Source organism: Dissulfuribacter thermophilus, from assembly GCF_001687335.1.
Classification (GTDB): domain Bacteria; phylum Desulfobacterota; class Dissulfuribacteria; order Dissulfuribacterales; family Dissulfuribacteraceae; genus Dissulfuribacter; species Dissulfuribacter thermophilus.
Genome location: NZ_MAGO01000003.1, coordinates 180980 through 204571, shown reverse-complemented (window position 1 = coordinate 204571; position 23592 = coordinate 180980). Strand labels below are relative to the sequence as shown.

24 protein-coding genes and 2 pseudogenes are annotated in these 23592 nt (G+C 45.2%); all 26 read left to right on the top strand.

Going from position 1 to position 23592, the window contains the following annotated elements:
• Positions 1-445 precede the first annotated feature (445 nt).
• The 26 genes and pseudogenes from proB (at position 446) to DBT_RS03855 (ending at position 23561) form a co-directional block, all read left to right on the top strand.
• A complete protein-coding gene (gene proB / locus DBT_RS03985; RefSeq protein ID WP_067616674.1) occupies positions 446-1594 on the top strand; it encodes a glutamate 5-kinase in 1149 nt (382 codons plus the stop codon).
• Complete coding sequence (locus DBT_RS03980; RefSeq protein ID WP_067616673.1) at positions 1587-2846, top strand: glutamate-5-semialdehyde dehydrogenase; 1260 nt, start codon at positions 1587-1589, stop codon at positions 2844-2846. Before proB ends, DBT_RS03980 begins: the two co-directional genes overlap by 8 nt.
• Complete coding sequence (gene nadD, locus DBT_RS03975; protein WP_161939900.1) at positions 2827-3531, top strand: nicotinate-nucleotide adenylyltransferase; 705 nt, start codon at positions 2827-2829, stop codon at positions 3529-3531. The genes DBT_RS03980 and nadD overlap by 20 nt, the downstream gene beginning before the upstream one ends.
• Positions 3528-3842 carry a ribosome silencing factor gene (gene rsfS / locus DBT_RS03970; RefSeq protein WP_067616669.1) on the top strand — a complete coding sequence of 105 codons (315 nt, stop codon included), beginning with the start codon at positions 3528-3530 and terminating at the stop codon, positions 3840-3842. The genes nadD and rsfS overlap by 4 nt, the downstream gene beginning before the upstream one ends.
• A gap of 170 nt (positions 3843-4012) precedes the next feature.
• Positions 4013-5530: a 2,3-bisphosphoglycerate-independent phosphoglycerate mutase gene (gene gpmI / locus DBT_RS03965; protein WP_167349658.1), complete on the top strand. Its 1518-nt coding sequence runs from the start codon at positions 4013-4015 to the stop codon at positions 5528-5530.
• A 131-nt stretch (positions 5531-5661) separates the two neighbouring features.
• A pseudogene (locus DBT_RS03960) lies at positions 5662-6009 on the top strand (four helix bundle protein).
• Complete coding sequence (locus tag DBT_RS03955; protein ID WP_244155306.1) at positions 5993-7099, top strand: oligopeptide/dipeptide ABC transporter ATP-binding protein; 1107 nt, start codon at positions 5993-5995, stop codon at positions 7097-7099. The pseudogene DBT_RS03960 and the gene DBT_RS03955 overlap by 17 nt, the downstream one beginning before the upstream one ends.
• Positions 7100-7107: 8 nt before the next feature.
• Positions 7108-8235 (top strand): M20/M25/M40 family metallo-hydrolase, encoded by a 1128-nt coding sequence (locus DBT_RS03950; protein ID WP_067616667.1) that lies wholly within the window; start codon positions 7108-7110, stop codon positions 8233-8235.
• Positions 8236-8699: 464 nt separating this feature from the next.
• Positions 8700-9524 (top strand): phosphoribosylformylglycinamidine synthase subunit PurQ, encoded by an 825-nt coding sequence (locus DBT_RS03940; protein WP_067616663.1) that lies wholly within the window; start codon positions 8700-8702, stop codon positions 9522-9524.
• 265 nt (positions 9525-9789) lie between these two features.
• The gene (gene tatC, locus DBT_RS03935; protein ID WP_067616661.1) at positions 9790-10473 is read left to right on the top strand and encodes a twin-arginine translocase subunit TatC; all 684 of its coding nucleotides are present in this window, start codon (positions 9790-9792) and stop codon (positions 10471-10473) included.
• 181 nt (positions 10474-10654) lie between these two features.
• Entirely contained in the window at positions 10655-11194 is a 540-nt protein-coding gene (locus DBT_RS03930; RefSeq protein WP_067616659.1) for a YceD family protein, read from the top strand.
• A 12-nt stretch (positions 11195-11206) separates the two neighbouring features.
• Positions 11207-11392 carry a 50S ribosomal protein L32 gene (rpmF, locus tag DBT_RS03925; RefSeq protein WP_067616657.1) on the top strand — a complete coding sequence of 62 codons (186 nt, stop codon included), beginning with the start codon at positions 11207-11209 and terminating at the stop codon, positions 11390-11392.
• Between the two features lie 3 nt (positions 11393-11395).
• Complete coding sequence (gene plsX, locus DBT_RS03920) at positions 11396-12373, top strand: phosphate acyltransferase PlsX (RefSeq protein WP_067616653.1); 978 nt, start codon at positions 11396-11398, stop codon at positions 12371-12373.
• A gap of 27 nt (positions 12374-12400) precedes the next feature.
• Positions 12401-13381 carry a beta-ketoacyl-ACP synthase III gene (locus tag DBT_RS03915; protein WP_425248297.1) on the top strand — a complete coding sequence of 327 codons (981 nt, stop codon included), beginning with the start codon at positions 12401-12403 and terminating at the stop codon, positions 13379-13381.
• A gap of 4 nt (positions 13382-13385) precedes the next feature.
• Positions 13386-14548 (top strand): annotated as a pseudogene (locus tag DBT_RS03910) (acyl-CoA dehydrogenase family protein).
• A 2-nt stretch (positions 14549-14550) separates the two neighbouring features.
• Complete coding sequence (locus tag DBT_RS03905) at positions 14551-15336, top strand: electron transfer flavoprotein subunit beta/FixA family protein (protein WP_067616649.1); 786 nt, start codon at positions 14551-14553, stop codon at positions 15334-15336.
• 78 nt (positions 15337-15414) lie between these two features.
• Positions 15415-16422 (top strand): electron transfer flavoprotein subunit alpha/FixB family protein, encoded by a 1008-nt coding sequence (locus tag DBT_RS03900; RefSeq protein ID WP_067616647.1) that lies wholly within the window; start codon positions 15415-15417, stop codon positions 16420-16422.
• The gene (fabG, locus tag DBT_RS03895; protein ID WP_067616645.1) at positions 16423-17172 is read left to right on the top strand and encodes a 3-oxoacyl-[acyl-carrier-protein] reductase; all 750 of its coding nucleotides are present in this window, start codon (positions 16423-16425) and stop codon (positions 17170-17172) included. It abuts the gene before it with no gap.
• Positions 17173-17413: 241 nt separating this feature from the next.
• Positions 17414-17650: an acyl carrier protein gene (acpP, locus tag DBT_RS03890; protein ID WP_067616643.1), complete on the top strand. Its 237-nt coding sequence runs from the start codon at positions 17414-17416 to the stop codon at positions 17648-17650.
• Between the two features lie 12 nt (positions 17651-17662).
• Positions 17663-18931 (top strand): beta-ketoacyl-ACP synthase II, encoded by a 1269-nt coding sequence (fabF, locus tag DBT_RS03885; RefSeq protein WP_067616641.1) that lies wholly within the window; start codon positions 17663-17665, stop codon positions 18929-18931.
• 14 nt (positions 18932-18945) lie between these two features.
• Complete coding sequence (rpiB, locus tag DBT_RS03880) at positions 18946-19377, top strand: ribose 5-phosphate isomerase B (RefSeq protein WP_067616639.1); 432 nt, start codon at positions 18946-18948, stop codon at positions 19375-19377.
• A gap of 4 nt (positions 19378-19381) precedes the next feature.
• The gene (locus DBT_RS03875) at positions 19382-20656 is read left to right on the top strand and encodes a serine hydroxymethyltransferase (protein ID WP_067616721.1); all 1275 of its coding nucleotides are present in this window, start codon (positions 19382-19384) and stop codon (positions 20654-20656) included.
• Positions 20657-20768: 112 nt separating this feature from the next.
• Entirely contained in the window at positions 20769-21251 is a 483-nt protein-coding gene (locus tag DBT_RS03870) for a deoxycytidylate deaminase (protein ID WP_279614764.1), read from the top strand.
• Positions 21248-21703: a transcriptional regulator NrdR gene (nrdR, locus tag DBT_RS03865; RefSeq protein ID WP_067616637.1), complete on the top strand. Its 456-nt coding sequence runs from the start codon at positions 21248-21250 to the stop codon at positions 21701-21703. The genes DBT_RS03870 and nrdR overlap by 4 nt, the downstream gene beginning before the upstream one ends.
• Positions 21704-21820: 117 nt before the next feature.
• Positions 21821-22849, top strand: a complete 1029-nt coding sequence (locus DBT_RS03860; protein WP_067616635.1) for a transglutaminase-like domain-containing protein — start codon at positions 21821-21823, stop codon at positions 22847-22849.
• Positions 22821-23561, top strand: a complete 741-nt coding sequence (locus DBT_RS03855; RefSeq protein WP_083186604.1) for a 4Fe-4S dicluster domain-containing protein — start codon at positions 22821-22823, stop codon at positions 23559-23561. Before DBT_RS03860 ends, DBT_RS03855 begins: the two co-directional genes overlap by 29 nt.
• The last annotated feature ends 31 nt before the right edge of the window (positions 23562-23592 follow it).

Below are 23592 nucleotides of genomic sequence, written 5' to 3'. Positions count from 1 at the left end.
CTACTTTTGATAAGCAGGTTCCAGATCGGGAAACATCGGTGTCAATTAGTATGCTGTTGCTGGTCACGGTCCCAACTCAATCTCAGGCTCTTAAAATCTGGCAAATCTTTTCTATCCTGCCATATTCCTGTTATCCCAAACCTTCATGACGGACGAATTCGTCACCCCGTATAAAAGTTTTGAGTTTTGAGTTTTGAGTTTTGAGTTGAAGGAAGAAGGGAGGACCTGAAGAAAGATAGAAGGTAGCGCCTCTGGCTTTTGTACAGGCAGGGCTTGCTTCTCACTTCTACCTTCTGCCTTCTACCTGTTATTGCATTAGTACCAAGTTAATTATCCCAACGGGTAAGGTATTGACTTTCTCGCCTATTCACTATTCATTGTTTGGCCACAACCACTTGTTTAACAAGTGTAAATTACATGCATCTGTGATATATAGAATTTCACCATGAATGATACGAGCTGGAAAGAGGTAATAGGTTCAAAAAGACGCCTTGTAATAAAGATTGGTAGCGCTGTACTTGCATCAGACCTTGGGTTAGATGAGACAATTATAATTCAGATAGCTGACCAGGTCGCCAGGCTCCGCTCCCAGGGGATAGATGTGGTGATTGTATCGTCTGGTGCTATTGCAGCGGGAATCCTGAGACTTGGAGGTAAGATTCGGCCAAAGACCATCCCTGAAAAACAGGCACTTGCGGCAGTTGGTCAGGGAAGATTGATGGAGTACTATGAGAGTGCGTTTTCTAGGTTCGGGATTGTCGTGGCCCAAGTACTCCTGACCCGCGACGGCCTTGTGGCAAGACGGCGATATACAAATGCAAAGAATACCATTCAGACACTTCTTCGCTGGGGCATAATCCCAATAATCAATGAAAATGACACAGTGGCAACAGACGAAATTCAGTTTACAGACAACGATGCCCTCTCTGTTTTGGTAGTGGACCTTGCAGATGCAGACCTCTTGATTACCCTGAGCGATATAGATGGCCTATATTCCGAGGATCCTCGAAAGAATCCCGAGGCAGAGATCTTGAGGGTTGTAGAAGATGTTTCAGATGAAATAATAAAAATGGCTGGCAATGAGCCAGGACGGGCAGGAAGAGGCGGTATGAGATCAAAACTCGAAGCTGCACGCCTTGTGACTGCAAGTGGAGTACCAATGGTAATTGCCAAGGGAAGGCGGCCAGAATGTCTCTTGGACATTGTGAAGGGAAAGCCCATTGGGACCCTGTTTCTGCCCAAAAAGAGGCCCATCCTCCACGGGAAAAAGCCTTGGATTGCCTGTACCCTTGATCCTGAAGGGGTCTTGTACCTTGATGATGGGGCTGTAAGAGCCATTGAACAAGGAGGAAAGAGCCTTCTCCCAGTGGGAATTACATCGATAGAAGGAGATTTTGAGCAGGGCGACTGTGTCGTATGTAAGGATTGTCGTGGGAGAAAGGTGGCTACAGGCATTATAAGTTGGAACTCAAAGGATCTCAAAAATATTTTGGGTTTGAGATCAGAGGAGATCTCAGCTAAGCTTGGATTAAGCACTATCCCTGAAGTCATTCATAGGGACAATATGGTGGTATTGGGAGGAAGTCATGAGTGATGTAAAAAAAATTTGCGCTGAAATTTCGAGACAGGCAAAAGAGGCTTCTAGAAAAGTTGCCAATCTTTCTTCTCAGATAAAGGATAATTGTCTTTTAAGGACTGCTGAGCTTATTCTTGAAAATAGACATTCCCTTCAAGAGGAGAACAAAAAGGATCTTAAGGCCGCAGAAGAAAAGGGTTTATCAAGTGCTTTCATTGATAGGCTCACCCTTTCAGATAAGGTGATTGATTCCATGGTTCAAGGGCTAAGAGATGTGGTAGCTCTCCCAGATCCCGTTGGTGAGGTCCCGCGAATGTGGAAGAGGCCCAATGGACTCCAGGTGGGAAGGGTTAGGATACCCCTTGGGGTCATCTGCATGATATACGAATCTAGGCCAAACGTTACTATTGACGCTGCAGGGCTCTGTCTTAAGGCGGGAAATGCGGTGATATTAAGAGGTGGGTCAGATGCAATTCATTCCAATATGGCCCTTGCCCGTATATTCCACCAGGCACTTCGAGAGTTTGATATCCCAGAGGCAGCTGTTCAGGTAGTCCCTGTAACAGATAGAGAGGCGGTTAATGAGCTACTTAAGCGCGAAGAGGAAATTGACCTGGTGATCCCCAGAGGAGGCGAAGGACTCATAAGGTTTGTAGCAGAGAATTCAAGGATCCCAGTCCTTAAACACTATAAAGGCGTATGCCATGTGTATGTGGATAAATATGCGGATATCGAGATGGCCCAAGACATTTGTTTCAATTCAAAGGTCCAAAGGCCTGGGGTCTGTAACGCAATGGAGGGAATGTTGGTCCACGAAGAGATAGCCAAGACATTTCTCCCGGCCATGGCAAAAAGATTTAAGGAGGCCGGAGTTGAGCTAAGAGGCTGTAAAAAGACCCTAAGTATTTTGAAGGATGCAGTAGCCGCCACAGCTGATGATTGGGGCCAGGAATTCCTTGATCTCATCTTGGCAGTAAAGATAGTGGGTTCTATGGACGAGGCCATGGATTATATCTCGAAATACGGTTCCAACCATACAGAAGCCATTGTTACCAAGGATTATGAAAGGGCAAGACGTTTTCTCAAAGAGGTGGACGCATCCCTTGTCCTAGTAAATGCCTCCACTCGTTTTAATGATGGAGGTCAGCTTGGGCTAGGAGCAGAAATAGGAATAAGCACATCAAAGCTCCACGCCTATGGACCAATGGGGCTAGAGGAGCTTACAACTACAAAATTTATTGCTTATGGAGATGGACAGATCAGGGAATAAGTTTGGTATCATAGGTGGAGCATTTGATCCCATTCACTATGGGCACTTGAGGAGTGCCCTGGAGGTTTGTCAGGGGATTGGTCTTGATAAGATTATTTTTGTCCCAACCTATCATCCTCCACACAAGGATCCTTTGAAACTCACCCCTTTTGAGCACAGGGTGAGGCTCGTAAATCTTGCGATAGAAGGACTAAACTGTTTTAGTTGCTCGGAAATAGAAAAAGACCTAACTACTCCATCATATAGCGTAAATACCTTAGAGGCCTTAAAAAAATCCCTACCTGAAGGGGCGTGCTTATATTTCCTCATAGGAAGCGACGCCTTTTTTGAGTTAACGACGTGGAAGGATTACAAACGATTATTTGATCTTGCCACTTTGGTGGTGATGGTAAGGACGCGAGAGGGGCCAGAGGCCGTAGAGGCCTTTGCTCAGGAGGTGTTCCCAGAGGAGCTTTCAAATGGACGCATCATTACGTTTTCTGTCACGCAGCTTGAGATTTCGAGCTCAAAGATAAGGCAGCTGTTGAGGGAAGGGAAATCCCCAAGATTTCTCCTCCCCCAAGAATGCATTGATTACTTGGAGGAACATAAGATCCACATGAACGTAAAGGCAATCAATACTGCAAACCTTGAAGACAATCCCAGGCACGTCCAGGACGTAGAGGAGAGGCTTCAGCTTTTTTGAAGGAGCTTGAAGAAAGTCATGGAGAAAACATAGTAGCCCTAGACGTAAGGGGGCTATCTAGTATCTGTGACTTCTTTATAATTGCCCAGGGACGGAGTACAAGGCATGTACAGGGTACTTTTGAAAGGCTCAGGGAACACTTAAAAAAACATAAAATCTATTTAAAAGAGGTGGAGGGTGAGAGAGAGGGTAAGTGGATACTTATGGACTATGGAGACATAGTCATCCACCTCTTTTATGAACCCATGAGGGAGTTTTATGACCTGGAGGGCCTCTGGCACGAGGCAAGACGTATCCAGTCACGGGGATAAGTCCCCGAAAAAATTGTAAGGTACTGATTTGTATTTGCTTACAGGGTGGTAGATACAAGGCGGAGGGCACGAAGTCGTACTTCCTGTACGTCGAGTGCCCCACAACGCAGTAGATGCGGTGCCCTGTGAGCAAATACGGCAAGACGTATAGAGATAAGGAGCAAAACCTCATGATTTCAAAGAAGGTCATGCTGGTAATAATGGATGGCTGGGGCTGGCGTGAAGACGTGGAGGGAAATGCAATCAAGCTTGCCCACACACCAAATTTGGATTCCTACAAAAAGGAGTTTCCCTTTACTCTCCTCGATGCATCTGGTGAAGCAGTGGGGCTGCCACCGGGGCAGATGGGAAATTCTGAGGTAGGACACCTCAATCTCGGTGCAGGCAGGATCGTCTATCAGGACCTCACTAGAATCAACAGGGCCATTGGTGATGGATCTTTTTTTGACAATCCTGTGCTAAAAGAGGCCATGGTTGAGGGAGAGACCGTGCACCTTTTTGGGCTTGTGTCAAAGGGAGGGGTGCATTCTGACTTCGAGCATTTGCTGAGTCTTATACGCATGGCCAAGGGCCTTGGCGTTAGGGATCTTCAAATACACGCCTTCTTAGATGGAAGGGATACTCCCCCAAAGAGTGGGGCAGGTTATTTGAAAGAACTACAGGATTTTATTGAGAGTGAGGGGATTGGTAGCATAGCAACTTGTATAGGGCGATACTACGCCATGGACCGCGATAGACGCTGGGATAGGGTGAAGGTCGCATATGAAGCCTTAACTGATGGGACAGGCCACATTGAAAAGGACCCAGTAGATGGCGTGCTAAGGGCATATGAAAGAGGTGAGACAGACGAATTTGTAAAGCCCATCATTATCGATGGGACAAAGCGGGTCAAAGACAGAGACTCAATAATCTTTTTTAATTTTAGGGCAGACAGAGCTAGGGAGTTAACCCGGGCCTTTACAGAAAAGGATTTTAAGGAATTCCCGCAGAAGCAAAGGCCAAAGCTCTCATATTTTGCTACTATGACTATGTACGATGAGGCCTTTGATCTGCCAGTAGCCTTTCCACCAGAGCACCTAAAAAATATTCTTGGTGAGGTCATGAGCCTCAACGGCTTAAAACAGCTTAGGATTGCAGAGACAGAAAAATACGCCCATGTAACCTATTTTTTTAATGGGGGAGAAGAAGAGGCCTTTGACAATGAAGAAAGATGCCTGATACCTTCGCCAAGAGACATCCCGACATACGATCTGAAACCAGAGATGAGTGCTGAGTCAATCCGTGATGAATTGCTCCGGAGGATCGAAAGCGAAGATTACCAACTTGTGGTGGTCAATTTTGCAAATGGCGATATGGTTGGTCACACTGGTGTGTTGGATGCAGCCATAAAGGCCTGTACTGTAGTAGACCAGTGTGTTGGTGCTATTGTGGATGCCTGGCTCAAAAGGGGAGGGGTGGCCCTGGTGACCTCAGACCACGGGAATGCAGAAAAAATGTTGGATGAAAAAGGAGGTCCCTTCACTGCCCATACATCTTCACCTGTACCTTTTTATCTTGTCGATCCCAATAGAAAGGGGATCTCCCTTAGAAGGGGCAAACTTGGGGACGTGGCCCCAACCATTCTTGAGATTATGGGGCTGGATACGCCAGAAGAGATGACTGGCAAAAGCCTAATTAAGAAGTTTTGAGTTTTAAGTTTTGAGTTTTGAGTTGAAGGAAAAGATTTATAGAAGTTTTGAGTTTTGAGTGTTGAGTTTTGAGTTGAAGGAAGAAAGACCTTTATAGAAGTTTTGAGTTTTAAGTTTTGAGTTATAGGAATATGAGAATAGAGGACCGGGCATTTAAGTTCGCATTATTGGTAGTTGAGGTTTATAAATATTTGCAATCTGAAAATGAATATGTGCTTGCTAAACAGCTTTTACGAAGTGGCACGTCAATTGGTGCAAATATTGAGGAGGCGTAGGCTGCGCAAGCCCGGAAAGATTTTATGTCAAAGATGTCAATAGCAAGCAAGGAGGCAAGAGAAACTGCATATTGGATAAAGTTGCTTGATGCATCAGGCTATTTGGATGGGTTTAAGGAAAAGAATGTTTTATTGAAGGAAATAAATAATATAGTCAATATACTAACCAGAATAGTTAAGACATTGAATGAAGATGCAAATTAACTCAGCACTCAACACTCAAAACTCAAAACTCCTTAAGGGGGATTGTTCCTTCAACTCAAAACTCAAAACTCAACACTCAACACTTTTAATTAGGGCTTCAGGCCTTCAAAAGAGCTATTTTATAAAAAAGGGATTTTTTGCAACATCGTCACATGAAGTTCGGGCAGTAAGAAATGTGGATCTTGAGATAAAAGAAGGTGAGATCCTTGGGCTGGTGGGAGAAAGCGGCTCAGGAAAGTCTACCCTTGCAAGGCTTCTCCTGGGATTGGAACCTCCGACTAAAGGGGAGGTATGGTTCCAGGGAAGGTCCCTTTGGGGAAAAGCCAAGGGCAGTAGGATCTCTAAAGAGTTTCGTAGAACGTCCCAGATGATCTTTCAGGATCCAGTCTCATCGTTAAACCCCAAAAAGACGGTTTATGAAACCTTGAGGGAACCCCTTTTGATACACGGACTCTGCGATAAAAGCAGACTTGAGGCTGAGGTGGTCTCTCTTTTAAAAGAGGTTGGGCTTGGGCCAGCGTTTTTGGATCGTTATCCTCATGAACTTAGTGGGGGGCAGAAACAGCGGATTGGGATAGCCAGGGCTCTGTCTACTAGGCCATCCTTTATAATATGTGACGAACCAACAAGCGCCTTGGATGTCTCTATTCAGGCCCAGATAATAAATCTCATCCTGGACCTACACGAACGCCACTGTCTTACCATTCTGTTTATCTCCCATGCCATTCCTATAGTGAAGTTTGTGAGTGACAAGATCGCTGTGATGTATCGGGGTGTAATTGTAGAGATATTTCCTTCCGATGCTACACCGCTCCATCCATATACGCGACTACTCATGAAAGCCGTTCCAAAAGTTACGATCCCAATAACTAAAAACTCAAAACTCAAAACTCAAAACCTTGACCGGACCCTGGAGTGCCAACCATCAGACTTTTCAGATGTCCAACTAGGGAGTAAACTCTCTCATGATGCCTGTCCCTTTTTTGAGAGATGCAGAGTTCGAAAGGGGGAGTGCAAAAGTGTTAGTCCGGTCCTTAGGGAGATTGGGCCAGGGCATTTTGTCGCTTGTATAAATCCTTATGACGCGTAGTTTTTAAAATGAAGATAAATCAGGAGAGATTAAAACAGACCTTTATTGAATTGTGTGAGATCGAGAGCCCGTCCGGGCATGAAGGTGAGGTGGCTTGGTATCTAAAGAAGGTCTTTTCAGATGAGTTAGGATTTACGGTCCTTGAAGACAATTCTCAAGAGATTACAGGTTCTGAGACGGCCAATATAATCGTTAAAATCCCTGGAGACACTGGACGGACTCCCCTTCTTTTTAATGCCCACATGGATACAGTAGAACCTGCAAAGGGGATCAAGGTCATCTTTGAAAACGGGGTCTTCAGAAGTGATGGCACCACGGTTCTAGGTGGTGATGACAAGGCTGCCTGTGCGATTTTAATAGAAGTCGCAAGGCTTATAAAGGAAAATGGCTTGTCTAGGCCACCCCTTGAATTTGTCTTCACAGTGTGTGAGGAAATAGGGTTACTTGGGGCAAAGGCCCTGGACGTTGGTTTGATTGAGGCTAAGTCTGGATATGCACTCGATACCACAGGGACCTTCAATCTTATAAATCGCGCTCCGTGTGCCATAAGGTTTAGGATCAAAGTCCATGGCAAGAGTGCCCACGCCGGGATAGCGCCAGAGGAGGGGATAAACGCCATTGTCCTCGCTTCAAAGGCTATAAGTCAGGTGCCAATTGGACGGATTGACTCCAAGACCACAGCCAATATCGGCCTCATAAAAGGGGGTAAGGCCACAAATATTGTCCCCGATCTAGTTGAGATAGAGGGTGAAGTACGAAGTCATGACGAAAAAAGGCTGAAAGAGGTACAGGATGAGATTGTTGCACCTTTTCATAAACTAGGTCTGGAGAGTCAGCAAAAGGGGAAGGGACCTGTGGTGCAGGTGGAGATCAATGATGATTACCCTTTACTCAATATTCCAGAAGACCACGTTTTAATTGAGACTGCTAGGAGTGCTGCCGGTCACCTTGGGCATTCCCTAAAGGTTCAGGAGACAGGTGGAGGAAGCGACGCAAACATCTTGTGTGGCAAGGGGATTTCTACTGCAATCCTTGGGATAGGTATGGAGAAGGTACATACGACCAACGAGTGCATCTCCCTTAAGGCCATGGTAGATACTACCCAGTTGGTTTTGAAGATAATAGAAAGATGGTAATCCCGTTTGCATAATTTGGGATTATATATTGTGAAGGCTTACAAAAGGGGGGATTGCAGTGTTGTAGTTGTGGCTAATTCGTGTGGTCACGAAAGATGAGAATGACAGGCGAACTCCCAACGCCTATGGATTGGGGAGTTACTGTAATTGGCAACTATTAGCCCAAATTATGCAATTGGCGAGTTTGCCCAAGATTCGAGGCGCGAGGGGCGAAGACGTACTTAGGTACTTCGAGCCCCGAGCAACAAAGAAGATTGGGCAAAATCGCCAATCCCGAAGGGCTGCGAAAGAGGGCAAAAAAAGCATGAATTTTGAGGCACCAAAAAGGTGAATGTTCAGCAATAGGTTGCAATAAGGCAATTGATTGATATAAAAAGAAAATTCATTTTTGCCCTCTTTCGCAGTGCATAATTTGGGATTAGACTCCGTGAAGTCTTATTAAATGGCTAGGAGGAACGTAGCACATGAGCACAGTTAAAGTAAGGGCCATTGTTACTACAGGATATGGCACGAATTGCGAAAGAGAGATGGCGCATGCGGTGAAAATTGGGGGAGCAGACCGTGTAGATATAGTACATTTGAGTGATATCCTTGATGGAAGCATAAGCCTTAAAGACTATCAGTTTCTTAATCTGCCTGGAGGATTTCTTGATGGAGACAATCTTGGGGCTGCCCAGGCAGGGGCCCACAGGTTGAAATATGCCAAGATCAAAGGAAAGGAAAAGAGGCTTATAGATGAAATCCTCGAGTTTATTGAAAGGGGCGGTCTGATTCTTGGGATTTGTAATGGATTTCAATTACTTGTAAAGACCGGACTGCTCCCAGGAATCAATGGGGATTATACAACGCGTCTTGTCAGTCTCACATATAATGATTCTGGAAGGTTTGAAGACAGATGGGTGACTCTCAAGGCAAATCCTAATTCGCCATGTGTGTTTACACGAGGTATAGAGTACCTGGAGGTCCCGGTAAGGCATGGAGAAGGTAAGTTTGTTACACTGAATCAAGACGTATTAAAGACTCTTGAGTCCCAAAACCATATAGTCTTCCAGTATGTAGATCCAAAGCTAGGTGAACCTACTCAGGAGTATCCCTTGAATCCGAATGGATCTGAGCTTGCAATTGCAGGGATTACAGACTCTACAGGACGGATTTTTGGGCTTATGCCCCATCCAGAGGCATTCACCCACCGGACAAATCACCCGAGATGGACCAGGATGGACCTTCCTGAAGAGGGAGCAGGGGTGCAAATATTTAGAAATGCAGTTTCCTATTTAAGACAATCCTAAGGAGCTCATGACAATGAGCGTTCATCCCAAATTATGCACTGCTTCGTCCCTCGCGCCTCGCATATTGGCCAAATTCGCCAATTGCATAATTTACCGTGAAAATACCCGTTGGGATAATTCACCTAATATAACAGGTAGAAGGAAGAAGCAAGTCCTGTCTGTACAAAAGCCAGAGGCCCTACAATCTACCTCTCTTCAGCTTCTGCCTTCTTCCTTCTGCCTTCTCCCTGCTACTGGCTGAGACTGGTCCCAAGAGCAATTATCTATGACGGCCCTGAAGGTATTACTATATCTCAGGAGATTCTTAATTGAGGGGATTGTAGCATTTAGCCTCACATCCTTAGTGGTGTTCGTTTATGCACCTGACATCCTGGGCTTTATGAAGACATATCTAAATCAGGAGCTTGCTTTTTATGGGGTTTTTGAACCCATGGTCTCCCTCATTAAGATATCGGCGGTCACTGCCGCATTGATACTTGCCCCTTGGTTTGCCATGCGCCTGAGTCAGGCACTTCGGGTAGTCTTTGGCTTTACCCCGTGGTTTTCTATTATTTTTTTAATGTCATCAATAGTGTTATTTTTTACAGGTGTATTTTTTTGTTTTTTTGTCACTCTTCCTTTCGGAATAGATTTTCTGCTACAGTTTGGCTCCAAGGAAGTGCAGCCCATTATTGCAGTTGGGAAGTTTGTAAATTTCGTTGGATTTTTTATGCTGGGTTTTGGGGTGATTTTTGAGTTACCTCTTGTTATGATTGTTTTGACTAAAACAGGAGTTGTAACACCCGATTTTTTTTCAAAATACAGGCGATATGCAGTGCTTGTTGTGGCCATTGTCGCTGCAGCGCTGACGCCTACACCCGATGTTTTTAATATGGCCCTTATGGGAATTCCCCTTTATCTTTTGTACGAAATGGGTATTTTAATATCAAAGTTACTTAACCCCTCTTGACGGAAAACTTCACGCAGTGCCGCATCTGCCTTGTTGGCTGGCACATGACCTAGAGGGAGCTTATGCCATGGCGGGCTGGCATCTACTAAGATGGATTGAATACTTTGAGTGGTTACTTCTTGACAAGTGAACGGATAAACGTATAGTTAGCGATTCGTATTTTAGGATTTTTTAGAAAGGAATGATGGAAAAACGCTTTTCAGAAATTGTATTATTTGAGGATATACCAGATACTGGACTGGAATTTCATTATGAGGACCTTCCAGGCCTTTTGGATGAGATCCCACACTGTGACCCTGCTGGGGCCATAGCTGCCGCAGTTCGCCTATCGCGGCGTGGAGTTAACATCTGGGCCGAAGGTTCTTTGAACTGTACACTGACCCTCAGTTGCCATAGGTGTTTAAAGCCGTACTTGTTTCCTCTTTCGATCAAATATTCATATTTGATGATTCCCAGAGACACAGGGGATCATATGAAAGAGGAAATAAGTCTCAAGTTTGATGAGCTTGAAGTGGCATTTTTTGATGGTATCAGTGTTGAACTCTTTGACGTGTTTAGGGAACAGATACTGCTGAGTCTTCCTGTGAAACAGCTCTGCAGCGTTGACTGTAAGGGCCTTTGCCCTGGCTGTGGCAGGGATCTCAATGTAGAAGAGTGTGTATGTGAAGTAGTCAGGGAAGAAAGCCCCTTTTCTGTTCTTAAAAAAATTAAGTATGCGTAATGGAGGTATGACATGGCTGTTCCAAAGAGAAAAGTATCAAGATCCCGCAGGGGCAAAAGAAGGGCCCATGATGCACTGAGTGCACCAAGCCTTTCTTATTGTGCTCACTGTTCAGAACCTAAAATGCCTCATAGGATCTGTCCAAGTTGCGGGACCTATAAGGGCAAAAATTTTGAAGAAAAGGAAGAGATGGAATAGGCGATGCCTGTGGCAGTAGATGCCATGGGAGGCGACCATGGGCCTCAAGTCCTCGTAGAAGGGGCTATTCTTGCAGCCAAGGAGTTTGGTGTCGAGTCAATACTTGTAGGTGACGAGGCGATTTTGAGAAAGGCCCTAGAGGAAAGTGGAGAGCAGGGTCTTCCCATTGGGATTAAACATGCAAGCCAGGTAGTGGAAATGGATGAGGCCCCTTCAGAGGCCCTTAGGAAGAAAAAGAATTCCACCATCAAGGTCGCCTTCGAACTTGTAAAAGAGGGAAATGCCTCTTCGGTTGTGAGTGCTGGCAACTCTGGAGCCACTATGGCGTCGGCCTTGGTGACCCTGGGGCGTATTAAGGGAGTGAGGCCAGCAATCGCAACGGTAATGCCTACTCTCAAAGAACCCGTAGTAATGATCGATGTCGGGGCAAACGTGGACTGTAAGCCCATTCATCTCTATCAATTTGCAGTTATGGGTAATGTCTTTGCCCGGGAACACTTGAAAAAGCCTAATCCCAGGATTGGGCTTTTGAGTATTGGTGAAGAAGATACCAAGGGCAATGTCCAGGTAAAAAAGGCCTACGACATGCTAGTAGAAAGTGGATTAAACTTTGTGGGCAACGTTGAAGGGCGAGAAGTCTTTAAGGGCGATGTTGATGTCATTGTCTGTGATGGGTTTGTAGGCAATATCTGTTTAAAGCTCAGTGAAGGGCTTGCAGAGAGTATTCTCCAGATGTTGAAGCAAGAGATCGAGGGGAGTCTGGTTGCCTCAATGGGCTATGCCCTTGCAAAAAAGGCCTTTAAGAAGTTTAGAAAGAAGGTGGACTACGCAGAATATGGTGGCGCTCCACTGTTGGGAATTAATGGTATTGCAATAATCTGTCATGGAAGGTCTAAGGCCAGGGCAATAAAGAATGCAATTAAAGTGGCAAATGACCTTTCTGACGTAAATTTGAACCTATTACTTGAGAGATCTTTATAAATTAGGATTAAATATTGTATTGTGTAAATTATGGCTAGTATAATAATAGGAACTGGTTCAAAGATTCCTGAAAAGGTTATTCATAACAAGGACCTCGAGAGATTTGTCAATACTAGCGACGAATGGATTAGGACAAGGACTGGTATTGTTGAGCGACATATAGCTGGAGAGGGAGAGACAAATTCAGGTCTCGCCACTGAGGCTGCTAGAAGGGCCCTGGAGATGGCTGGGCTCTCTCCAGAAGAGATAGATCTTGTAATTGTAGCTACTCTTACTCCTGACATGCAAATGCCAAGTGTAGCATGTCTTGTGCAAAACGCGCTTGGCGCTAAAAATGCAGGTGCCTTTGATCTTTCAGCGACCTGTTCAGGGTTTCTATATGGTCTCACGATTGCTGATCAGTTTATTCGACATAAGCCTTCGCAAAAGATACTTGTAATTGGTAGCGAGGTGCTTTCCAAGAGGGTTAATTGGCAGGATAGATCCACGTGTGTCCTGTTTGGGGACGGTGCTGGTGCTGTGGTTCTTACAGGGACTTCGGAGGACAGAGGCATAGTTTCAACTCATCTCCACGCTGATGGTTCCCTCTGGGAACTCTTGAATATAAAGGGCCTTGGGACAAAATACCCTGTTACCCCTGAGATATTGGAAAAGGGGTATCAGTTTATTGAGATGAATGGAAGAGAGGTCTTTAAGCATGCTGTGAGGGCCCTCGAGTCTGTGACAATGGAGGCCCTAGAGGGAGCTGGTTGGAGGGGCGAAGAAATAGACCTATTTGTGCCGCACCAGGCAAATATGAGGATAATAGAGCACCTTCGAAATAGGCTTGGCCTATCCAGGGAAAAGGTCTTTATCAATATAGACAAGTATGGTAATACCTCCGCAGCAAGTATTCCTATAGCACTTGATGAAGCTAACAGAGCAGGTCTTCTTGAGCCGGGTTCAAAGGTGCTGATGGTGGCCTTTGGAGGCGGCTTTACATGGGGATCTGTGGCGATGAAATGGTGAGGATATGGCAACGGTTAATTATTTTCTTACAGAAGAACAGCAGATGATAAAAGAACTTGCCCGTCAGATTGCAAGGGAAAAGATAATTCCAGTGCGGGCTGAACTCGATGAAAAAGAAGAATTCCCATGGTCAATAATGAAGGACCTTGCCCAGGCAGATCTATTTGGTCTCTTTGTACCAGAGGAGTACGGAGGCCTTGGTGGGGGCTGCATGGACATATGTGTGCCTTGGAAGAACTTTCATACGGCTGTATAGCCGTTACTACTACCTATGCAGCAAGCGCTCTGGGTAGCTATCCTATTTTGCTTTATGGTACAGAAGAACAAAAGAGGCGTTATCTCCCCCCAATCGCAAAAGGTGAAAAATTTGCGGCATTTGGCCTTACTGAGGTAAGTGCCGGAAGTGATGCCGGTGCCATTAAGACGATTGCTGAAGAAGATGGAGACTATTGGGTATTAAACGGCTCAAAACAGTGGATTACCACAGGTGGAGAGGCAGAGATTTACACTATAATTGCCCTGACAGATAAACACAAGGGCCCCAGAGGGGCATCGGCATTTATAGTGGAAAAGGGGGATCCTGGCTTTACCTTTGGAAAGAAGGAGAAGAAGATGGGGCTTAGGGCCTCGACAACCAGGGAGCTCTTTTTCACAGACTGTAGGATTCCTAAAGACAGACTCCTCGGAAGGCGTGGCCTGGGATTCATTATAGCCATGAAGACCCTGGATCTTGCTCGTCCAGGTATTGGAGCCATGGGTGTGGGACTCAGTCAGGCTGCCCTTGACGAGGCGGTCAAGCATGCGAGGAGTCGCGTCCAATTCGGTCAGCCTATAATTTCATTTCAAGCTATCCAGCACATGCTAGCGGATATGGCTACAGAGATCGAGGCCTCAAGGGCTCTCGTATATTCTATCGCCCGTACAATAGATTCAGGAGAAAAGGATCTTCAAAAGTTGTCTGCAATGGCAAAGCTATTTCCCACGGATGTTGCAATGAAGGTGACGACTAATGCGGTTCAGGTATTAGGTGGCTTTGGCTATATGAAAGATTATCCTGTGGAAAAGATGATGAGGGATGCAAAGGTGCTTCAGATCTATGAAGGCACAAACCAGATTCTTAGAAACATAATTGGCCAGTCTCTAAATAAGGAGTATTCAAAGGCATAATTATGAATATTATTTGCTGTATAAAGCAGGTTCCATCAACTGATTCCGTGAGATTCGACCGGGAGAAGGGAACTCTTATAAGAGAGGGAGTGACATCTGAGATCAATCCCTACGATCTATTTGCCCTTGAAGCAGGGGTTGCCTTGAAAGAGCAGTGTGGAGGAGAGCTCACAGTGCTGACCATGGGGCCTCCTCAGGCAGAAGAGGCATTGAGGGAAGCGATTTCAAGGGGAGCTGATAACGGTGTTCTCCTTTCAGATAGGGCATTTGCTGGTTCTGATACCCTTGCAACTTCTTATATCCTTGCAAAGGCCATAGAAAAGCTTGGCACATGGGACTTGGTATTATGTGGGAAGCAGACAACCGATGGTGATACCGCTCAGGTAGGGCCAGGTCTTGCCCAAAGGTTGGGCGTGCCGTGCGCCACGTGTGTAGAGTCAATAGAACTGATTGAAGAAGGAAAGGTCAGAATCAATAGAAGGCTTGAGGAAGGTACCTATACCCTTGCCTGTCAGCTTCCTATGGTCATGACAATAGAAATGGGGGCGAATAGTCCAAGAATACCCAGCCTCAGGGGAAAAATGCGTGCAAAGAAGGCAGAGATCCCCTGTTTAACTGCTGAAAGTATTGGTGTGGATCAGGTAAAAATTGGTTTAAATGGCTCTCCTACAAGGGTTTCGTCTACCTATGTGCCAGAATTTAGCGGAAAGCACGAACTTCTTCAGGGATCACCCAAGGAACAAGTAGATGCCCTTATTGGCATTTTGAGAGAGGCAGGAATTTTATGAGTTTTGAGTTATGAGTTTTGAGTTTTGAGTTGAAGGAAAAAGCGTTTGTAACCTTGAACCTTTTTTGGGATATGAGCTATGCAAGGTGGAATCTGGATTGTCGGAGAGATTCGGGAAAATAATATCGACCCCGTAACATTTGAACTCCTGACTAAGGGAAGACAACTTAGTGAGGAGCTTGGAGAGGAACTAGCGTGTATAATTATAGGGCCAAAGGTCAAAGGGGTTGAAGATGAACTTTTTCGTTATGGGGCCAAACAGGTAATTGTCATTGAAGATGAGGTCCTATCCCCATTTTGTGAAACCCTTTATGGAGAGATTATAGCTCATTATGCAAGGGATAGAGAGCCCTCTATAATCCTTGCAGGGGCAACTGAGAGGGCAAAGGCATTTATGCCTGTCTGTGCCACCTGTCTTGAGACGGGTCTTACTGCAAACTGCATGGATCTTTCCATTGATCCAGATTCAAAGGCCCTTTTACAAACAAGGCCTGCCTATGGCGGAAATTTAATGGCAACTATTGTCTGTAAAGACAGACGACCCCAGATGGCTACAGTGAGGTCAGGGGTCTTTAAGGCTGTACCATTGGATGAAAATGCTTCAGGGAGAGTGGAAGAACTCTCAATTCCAGATGAACTCAGAAAAAATCCGTTTGTATTGGAGTCCTTTAAACCACTAGAAGAAGCAGAAGACGTCCCAGATTATAAAGGTGCAGAAGTTGTCATAGCTGCTGGCAGGGGAGTGGCAGAACCTGAGCAGATAAAAAAATTAAAGGAGCTTTCCCAGCTTTTAGGCGGAGTCCTCGGGGCAACACGCCCTGTAACAGACATGGGACTCTTGCCGCATCATGCCCAGATTGGTCAAACTGGTCAGATTGTAAGTCCCACACTTTACATGGGATTTGGAATATCTGGAGCAGCACCGCACACTATAGGTATCCAGGGAACCAAGATCATTGTTGCAATAAATAAGGACCCAGATGCCCCTATATTTAAATTCGCCAATTATGGTATTGTGGGTAATGCTGAGGAAATTATTGATTGCCTATTGGAAGAGCTTAGGACTCTAAGAGGAGGACAGGCCTAGATGTTTGATCTTAAGGGGAAAAATGCCCTAGTAACTGGTGGCTCAAGAGGTATTGGACGAGCCATTTCCATGGCACTTGCCAAATCTGGGGCAAAGGTTTTTATAAATTATGCTAAAAACGAGGCCTCTGCCCTTGAAGTGAAAGAGGAGATTGAAAGTTTAGGGAATGAGGCAGTCATTGTTGGTTTTGACGTAGGTGATAGGGACGCTGCAGCTAAAGCCATTGGTGAGATTATAGAATCTCATGGCCCAATCCACATACTGGTAAATAATGCCGGAATTACTCGTGATAGCCTCTTTATGCGTATGAAGGCAGAGGACATTGATGAGGTACTTAGGGTCAATCTCATTGGCGCAATATCCTGTACAAAAGCGGTGCTTCAGCCCATGCTTAAGGAACGTTGGGGGAGGATCATAAATATAGGTTCTGTAGTTGGAACTATGGGCAACATAGGGCAGGCAAACTATTGCGCATCCAAAGCAGGGCTTGAAGGTTTTACAAAGGCGGTGGCAAGAGAGGTGGCCACGAGAGGGATTACATGTAATGTAATTGCCCCTGGCTTCATAGAAACCGACATGACAAGTGGACTTTCTGAAAAGATTAAGGACAGTATTCTCTCACAGATACCCATGGGGCGAATGGGAAGCCCGGAAGATGTAGCCAATGCATGTGTCTTCCTTGCTTCTCCTGAGGCATCATATATTACTGGCCACGTACTTCATGTTAATGGAGGAATGCTTTGTGCCTGATGTATTTGCTCACAGAGCACCGCAACTACTGCTTTATAAAAGTTTTGAGTGGTGAGTTTTAAGTTGAAGGAGTAGGTCTAATAAAGGCTGCTTCCTCTAACTCAAAAACTTATAACTTAAAACTAAACACTTTAATAGCCCGGCCAAGCGGAGCACTGAGGAAATAAGGAATTTACCCGTGACCGGATACGGTAGAATGCAGAAGGTGGAAAACAAAAAAACATATATTTAGGAGGACGATATGAGTATTGAAGAAAAAATGGTGGAAATAATTGCCAAGCAGTTAAGCGTTGATAAGTCAAAGGTTGTACCAGAGGCATCTTTTGTTGATGATCTTGGTGCTGATTCCCTGGACTTGGTGGAGCTTGTAATGGCAATGGAAGAGGAGTTTGGCATGGAGATTGCCGACGAAGATGCGGAAAAGCTCCAGACTGTTCAGGATGCAATTAATTACGTAAAGGAAAAACAACAGGGATAGGCATAACTATTTATGGGTGCTGGAAATAACGCAAAACAAGGACGGCGTAGAGTTGTTGTAACAGGGCTTGGAATTCTATCTCCTGTGGGGATAGGCGTAGAAGAGAACTGGGAAAACATAACCCAAGGGCGTTCTGGCATTGGCCCCGTCACCCGTTTTGACTGTTCATCTTATCCATCGAGGATAGCAGGTGAAATAAAGGATTTTCAACCGTCTGACTTCATGCCAGAAAAGCTCATAAAGCGCTTGGATCCCTTTGTGAGGATTGCTGTTGCCGGTGCAGTAATGGCTGTGGAGGACTCCGGGCTTAAGATTACGCCACAGAATGCCCAACGCGTAGGTGTCATAACAGGGGTTGGACTCGGCGGCCTTGGAACCATAGAGCACTACAGAGATGTACTGGTAAATAGAGGGCCTAAACGTGTTAGTCCGTTTTTTATCCCCATGGCAATCCCCAATATGGCCTCTGGACAGATATCGATAATGTTTGGGGCCAAGGGACCCAATACAGTGGTGTGTACGGCCTGTGCCGCAGGTACCCATGCTATCGGTGAGGCATTTAGGACCATTCAAAGGGGAGATGCAGATTGTATGATCACAGGTGGGTGCGAGTCAGTGATCACCCCTCTGGCCTTTGCCGGTTTTTCCGCTTTGAAGGCCCTGTCCACCAGAAACGATGAACCTGAGAAGGCATCTCGTCCCTTTGACAAGGATAGAGACGGTTTTGTCATTGGAGAAGGGGCCGGGATCTTAGTCCTCGAAGAGCTTGAGCATGCACTTAGCCGAGGAGCACGTATACATGCTGAGGTCTTAGGCTACGGGCTTACAGGAGATGCGTATCATATGACAGCCCCACCAGAAGATGGAGAGGGTGCTGCAAATTGTATGGAAATGGCCTTGTCCGACGCTGGCCTTGAGCCAAAAGATATCGATTATATAAATGCCCATGGTACCAGCACCCCATTAAACGATATAGTTGAGACCCGTGCCATAAAGAAGGTGTTTGGCGAACACGCCTACTCTGTACCTGTAAGCTCTACAAAGTCCATGACAGGCCATCTACTTGGAGGCACAGGTGGCATTGAAGCAGTATATTCAGTCCTGACAATTGAGTCAGGTATTATTCCCCCCACCATAAATCTTGAGGCCACAGAGCCTGAGATGGATCTTGACTATGTGCCCAACGTGGCTCGTCGCCAAGAGGTTCAAAGGGTTATGAGTAATTCCTTTGGTTTCGGGGGGACTAATGCAGTCATTATCTTTGGGAAATATCAAGACTGATTTGAGGAAGTCAAATGAAGATTGCTATTGGCTCTGATCATGGGGGTTTTGAATTAAAAGAGCAGATTAAAAAGCTCATTGATGGCTTGGGACACGAAGTAAGGGACTGTGGTTGTCACAGTAGTGAGTCCACAGATTACCCTTTATTTGGCAAGGCCGTAGCCGAACTCGTGGTAACAGGTGCAGTAGACAGAGGAATTCTCATCTGTGGTACTGGTATCGGGATGTCCATTGTGGCAAACAGATATAACGGAATTAGGGCAGCGCTTTGCCATGAACTTTATACAGCCCGTATGAGCCGTGAACACAATGACGCCAACGTCCTTTGCCTTGGGGCTAGGGTTATTGGCCCAGGTCTTGCTGAAGAAATTGTGAAGATTTGGCTTGCCACTCCGTTTGAAGGAGGGCGGCATGAGAGAAGAATAAAGCTTTTTGAAAAGGAATAGGGCGATGCATTACCTCTATCACACAGACAAGGAAGTATTTCAGGCGCTTAAGGCGGAGATCGAAAGGCAGACAGGCGGACTCGAGATGATCGCTTCTGAAAACTTTGTGAGTGAGGCTGTCATGGAGGCCGAAGGAAGCGCCTTCATGAATAAATACGCAGAGGGCTATCCAGGGAAAAGGTATTATGGCGGCTGCGAGAACATGGATGTAGTTGAAAGGCTTGCCATAGAAAGGCTAAATCTCCTCTTCGGTTCAGAATATGCAAATGTTCAGCCTCACTCTGGAAGTCAGGCCAATATGGCAGTCTACTTTTCAGTGCTGAATCCAGGGGACACTATATTATCTATGGATCTGGCCCATGGTGGTCACCTGTCTCATGGAGCCAAGGTGAGTTTCTCTGGAAGGCTTTTTAATGTAATTCACTACGGGGTAAACAGAGATACAGAGACCATTGATTTTGATGATTTGGGGAAAAAGGCCTTAGAATACAGGCCTAAAATGATAATAGCCGGTGCAAGCGCATATCCCCGTACAGTACCCTTCGAAGAATTTAGGGCTATTTGTGACGAGATAGGGGCATATCTCATGGTGGATATGGCCCATATTGCAGGTTTGGTGGCAGCAGGGATACATCCTTCTCCAGTACCCTTTGCTGACTTCGTAACCTCCACAACACATAAGACTCTGCGAGGCCCCAGAGGCGGTTTTATTCTGGCAAAAGACAAATATGCCAGGCTGATAAATTCCCAGATATTCCCTGGTATCCAGGGAGGGCCCTTGATGCATGTAATAGCTGCAAAAGCAGTGGCATTCAAAGAGGCCCTTGCCCCTGAATTCAAGACATATCAACAAAATATCGTGAAAAATGCAAAGGCCCTTGCCCAGACCTTAATGGATAGGGGATTTAGGCTTGTTTCAGGAGGAACTGACAATCATCTTGTGCTGGTGGACTTAACGGATAAGGGAATTACTGGAAAAGAGGCAGAGGAAGTCTTAGAACGCGCTGGTATCACGGTAAACAAGAATGCCATCCCGTTTGACCCTAATCCCCCTACAATTACAAGCGGAATACGAATTGGAACCCCAGCCATAACAACAAGGGGACTTACGGAAAAAGATGTAATTGAAGTGGCAAATTATATTGCTGATATACTTCTAGATCCAAAAAACGATACTATGGTGCGGGATATTCGCCTGAAAGTTAAAGAAATCTGTGAAAAGTATCCGCTATACACGGAACGCCTCAGGCGATATGAGGAAGTGATTAATGATGAGTGATGAGTTTTGAGTGTTGAGTTTTGAGTTGAAGGAAAAGAGCATTTTAGAAGTTTTGAGTCTTGAGTGTTAAATTTTGAGTTGAAGGAAAAAGAACGTCTGGAAGTGTTGAGTTTTGAGTTTTGAATTGAAGGAAGAAGAGCGTTTGGAGTCTTGTAGGCCCAGTTGGGACGCCTATTTCATGGCGATATGCGATCTCGTTGCTACGAGGTCCACTTGTCTCAGAAGGCAGGTAGGGGCCATCCTGGTAAAGGACAAGAGAATTCTCTCCACTGGCTACAACGGGGCGCCAAGTGGCTTAAAACACTGTCTGGACATAGGCTGTTTAAGGGAGCAGTTAAATATTCCCTCAGGAGTTCGTCACGAACTGTGTCGAGCCCTACATGCTGAGCAAAATTGTCTGATTCAGGCAGCCTATCATGGAGTAAGTGTAGCCGGTTCCGTCCTATACTGTACAAATCTACCTTGTGTTATATGTACAAAGATGTTGATCAATGCAGGCATTAGGAAGATCTACTACAGGGAAGGATATCCTGATGAGCTTTCCAAAGATATGCTTTGTGAGGCAGGCATTGAACTGGTGAGGCTAAACTCATGAGATGCCCTTTTTGTCAGGAGCCAGACACTAGGGTCGTGGATTCAAGGCCTAGCCGAGATGGCCGCGCCATAAGGAGAAGACGCGAGTGTGTCTCCTGCGGAAAGCGTTTTACAACCTATGAGCGAGTTGAAGAGTTTCATCCCCTAGTTATAAAAAAAGACGGTCGTAGAGAGCCTTTCAATCGTACAAAGATAATAGAAGGGATCTTGAAGGCATGTGAAAAGCGCCCTATTGGCCTAGATCAGATCGAAGAGTTCGTAACTGAATTTGAAAAAGAGATTCAGGACAAAGGCGAGAGGGAGATCCCATCCAATAAAATTGGGGAAAAGGTAATGGCTAAGCTAAAGGAATGGGATGATGTGGCATATGTGCGATTCGCTTCCGTATATAAACAATTCAAGGATCTGAATGCCTTCATGGATCAACTCAAAGAACTGTTAAACGAAAATTGAGCTTGATCAACCAATTGGGAAAATCCAATTCAACTATTTGTCATACCTATAGAAGAGTACATATCTATCAAATATAACAATTTGATATTCTTCTATCTTTCTGTTTAAATCGAATTCATGAAAAGAAAATCGTATGGATTTTTATCAGTTCCTATAGCCATCATAGTTTTTTTGTTCATGACAGGGGTTGGCATATGTGATGTCCAAAGGACCCTTGTCACAATGACAATTGACCTTTCTTCCCACGGTTCAAATGAGGAGGCCATGCTATGGCTTCCATATCCAGTATCAGACGCATATCAGTTGATAACTAATGTAAAAATAGATGGGACCTATTCCTCTCATGGATTCTACACTGATCAGGAGTTTGGAAACCACATTCTATATGCCTATTGGCCAAAGGGTAAAAAGGATAGGAGGCTTAGCCTGAGTTTTGAGGTGACAAGGTGGGAGAGAAAAGATAAAGCCCTCTCTGACTCAGGCTGTGTAGATAAGGTCTTTTTGGCCAAATACCTGAAAGGATCAAAACTTGCACCAATAAATGAGGCTGTAAAGGCCCTTTCCCAAGAGATAACGAAGGGAAAACACGGGACACTCGAAAAGGCAAGGTCTATTTACCTTTGGGTTGCCAAAAACATGAGGCGAGACCCAAAGACAAAGGGATGTGGAAGGGGAAACGTGTGTCTACTGCTTTCAAAGAAATCTGGAAAGTGTGCAGACATCCATTCAGTCTTTGTCGCCCTTTTAAAGGGGGCAGGGATACCAGCTCGTGAGGTCTTTGGCCTTAGGCTTGCTAAGACGGATGGAGTAAACATTACCAAATGGCAGCACTGTTGGGCAGAGTTTTATGTCCCAGGCTACGGGTGGTTTGTAGCTGATCCAGGGGACTATTTAAAGGCCCTTCTTAAAAAGAAGCTTTGCTACGCCTCACCAGAGGCAAAAGCGCTTCTTTCATACTATTTTGGTGCAGTGGACCCATATCGTATTAAGTTTGGCACTGGACGAGACATTAATCTAAATCCCAAAAACAAAAAGGGGCCATTAAACTACTTCATGTATCCTTACGCAGAGATAGGAGGAAGGCCCCTAGACCCCTTGGCACCAGAAAAATTTTCTTATGAGATCGTCCAAAGGAATCTGGAATAAAGAAAATATGATTGAGGGTAGTCGAAGGCAATTATTAAAATGGGCCTCACTTGGTTTGTTTGGGTTGTCAATTCCCAAAAGTATTGATGCCAATGTCCAAGGCACGTATCCTTCATATGCAATGATCGTTGATTTGGAAAGATGCATGGGGTGTGAGGCATGTGTTGTTTCATGTAAAATCGATCAAAACACCCCACAGGGTGCATTTAATATCAAAATAAAGTCCATAACCATAGGTAACTTCCCTCAAGTTCGCCCGATCTTTGTTCCAGTGCAGTGTAATCACTGCGATAACCCCCCTTGTCTGTCTGCATGCTCTAAAGGAGCCATAAAAAAATTGAAAAGTGGAATTGTGATAACAGATTGGAGGCTTTGTGATGGCAAGGGCCAGTGTATAAAGGCCTGTCCCATTGGGGCACGGCATCTGGATGAGAGATTTGGAAATAGATCATTTAAGTGTGATCTATGCATTGAACGCCTGGAAAAAGGACTCAAACCAGCATGTGTTGAGACATGTCCAAGTGGTGCAAGGATTTTTGGGGACTTAAATAATCCCAAAGGGGAATTTAGAGAATATATCTCAAAGAAACATCTGTTCCAGTATGGAGCTAGATTTGGGCGTGGAGGTAGGATCTTTTACGCTGGAAATGAGAATTTGGAATCAATGATCCCAGCTGTGGAGAACAGGGATGAAAAAAGGGATTTCTCGTAGAACTCTTTTTAAGGGGGCACCATTTTTTCTT

Coding starts and splice junctions, on each gene's coding strand:
- proB (WP_067616674.1), top strand. CDS start 446: ATGAATGATACGAGCTGGAAAGAGGTAATAGGTTCAAAAAGACGCCTT.
- DBT_RS03980 (WP_067616673.1), top strand. CDS start 1,587: ATGAGTGATGTAAAAAAAATTTGCGCTGAAATTTCGAGACAGGCAAAA.
- nadD (WP_161939900.1), top strand. CDS start 2,827: ATGGACAGATCAGGGAATAAGTTTGGTATCATAGGTGGAGCATTTGAT.
- gpmI (WP_167349658.1), top strand. CDS start 4,013: ATGATTTCAAAGAAGGTCATGCTGGTAATAATGGATGGCTGGGGCTGG.
- DBT_RS03955 (WP_244155306.1), top strand. CDS start 5,993: ATGAAGATGCAAATTAACTCAGCACTCAACACTCAAAACTCAAAACTC.
- DBT_RS03950 (WP_067616667.1), top strand. CDS start 7,108: ATGAAGATAAATCAGGAGAGATTAAAACAGACCTTTATTGAATTGTGT.
- DBT_RS03940 (WP_067616663.1), top strand. CDS start 8,700: ATGAGCACAGTTAAAGTAAGGGCCATTGTTACTACAGGATATGGCACG.
- tatC (WP_067616661.1), top strand. CDS start 9,790: ATGACGGCCCTGAAGGTATTACTATATCTCAGGAGATTCTTAATTGAG.
- DBT_RS03930 (WP_067616659.1), top strand. CDS start 10,655: ATGATGGAAAAACGCTTTTCAGAAATTGTATTATTTGAGGATATACCA.
- rpmF (WP_067616657.1), top strand. CDS start 11,207: ATGGCTGTTCCAAAGAGAAAAGTATCAAGATCCCGCAGGGGCAAAAGA.
- plsX (WP_067616653.1), top strand. CDS start 11,396: ATGCCTGTGGCAGTAGATGCCATGGGAGGCGACCATGGGCCTCAAGTC.
- DBT_RS03905 (WP_067616649.1), top strand. CDS start 14,551: ATGAATATTATTTGCTGTATAAAGCAGGTTCCATCAACTGATTCCGTG.
- DBT_RS03900 (WP_067616647.1), top strand. CDS start 15,415: ATGCAAGGTGGAATCTGGATTGTCGGAGAGATTCGGGAAAATAATATC.
- fabG (WP_067616645.1), top strand. CDS start 16,423: ATGTTTGATCTTAAGGGGAAAAATGCCCTAGTAACTGGTGGCTCAAGA.
- acpP (WP_067616643.1), top strand. CDS start 17,414: ATGAGTATTGAAGAAAAAATGGTGGAAATAATTGCCAAGCAGTTAAGC.
- fabF (WP_067616641.1), top strand. CDS start 17,663: ATGGGTGCTGGAAATAACGCAAAACAAGGACGGCGTAGAGTTGTTGTA.
- rpiB (WP_067616639.1), top strand. CDS start 18,946: ATGAAGATTGCTATTGGCTCTGATCATGGGGGTTTTGAATTAAAAGAG.
- DBT_RS03875 (WP_067616721.1), top strand. CDS start 19,382: ATGCATTACCTCTATCACACAGACAAGGAAGTATTTCAGGCGCTTAAG.
- nrdR (WP_067616637.1), top strand. CDS start 21,248: ATGAGATGCCCTTTTTGTCAGGAGCCAGACACTAGGGTCGTGGATTCA.
- DBT_RS03860 (WP_067616635.1), top strand. CDS start 21,821: ATGAAAAGAAAATCGTATGGATTTTTATCAGTTCCTATAGCCATCATA.
- DBT_RS03855 (WP_083186604.1), top strand. CDS start 22,821: ATGAGATCGTCCAAAGGAATCTGGAATAAAGAAAATATGATTGAGGGT.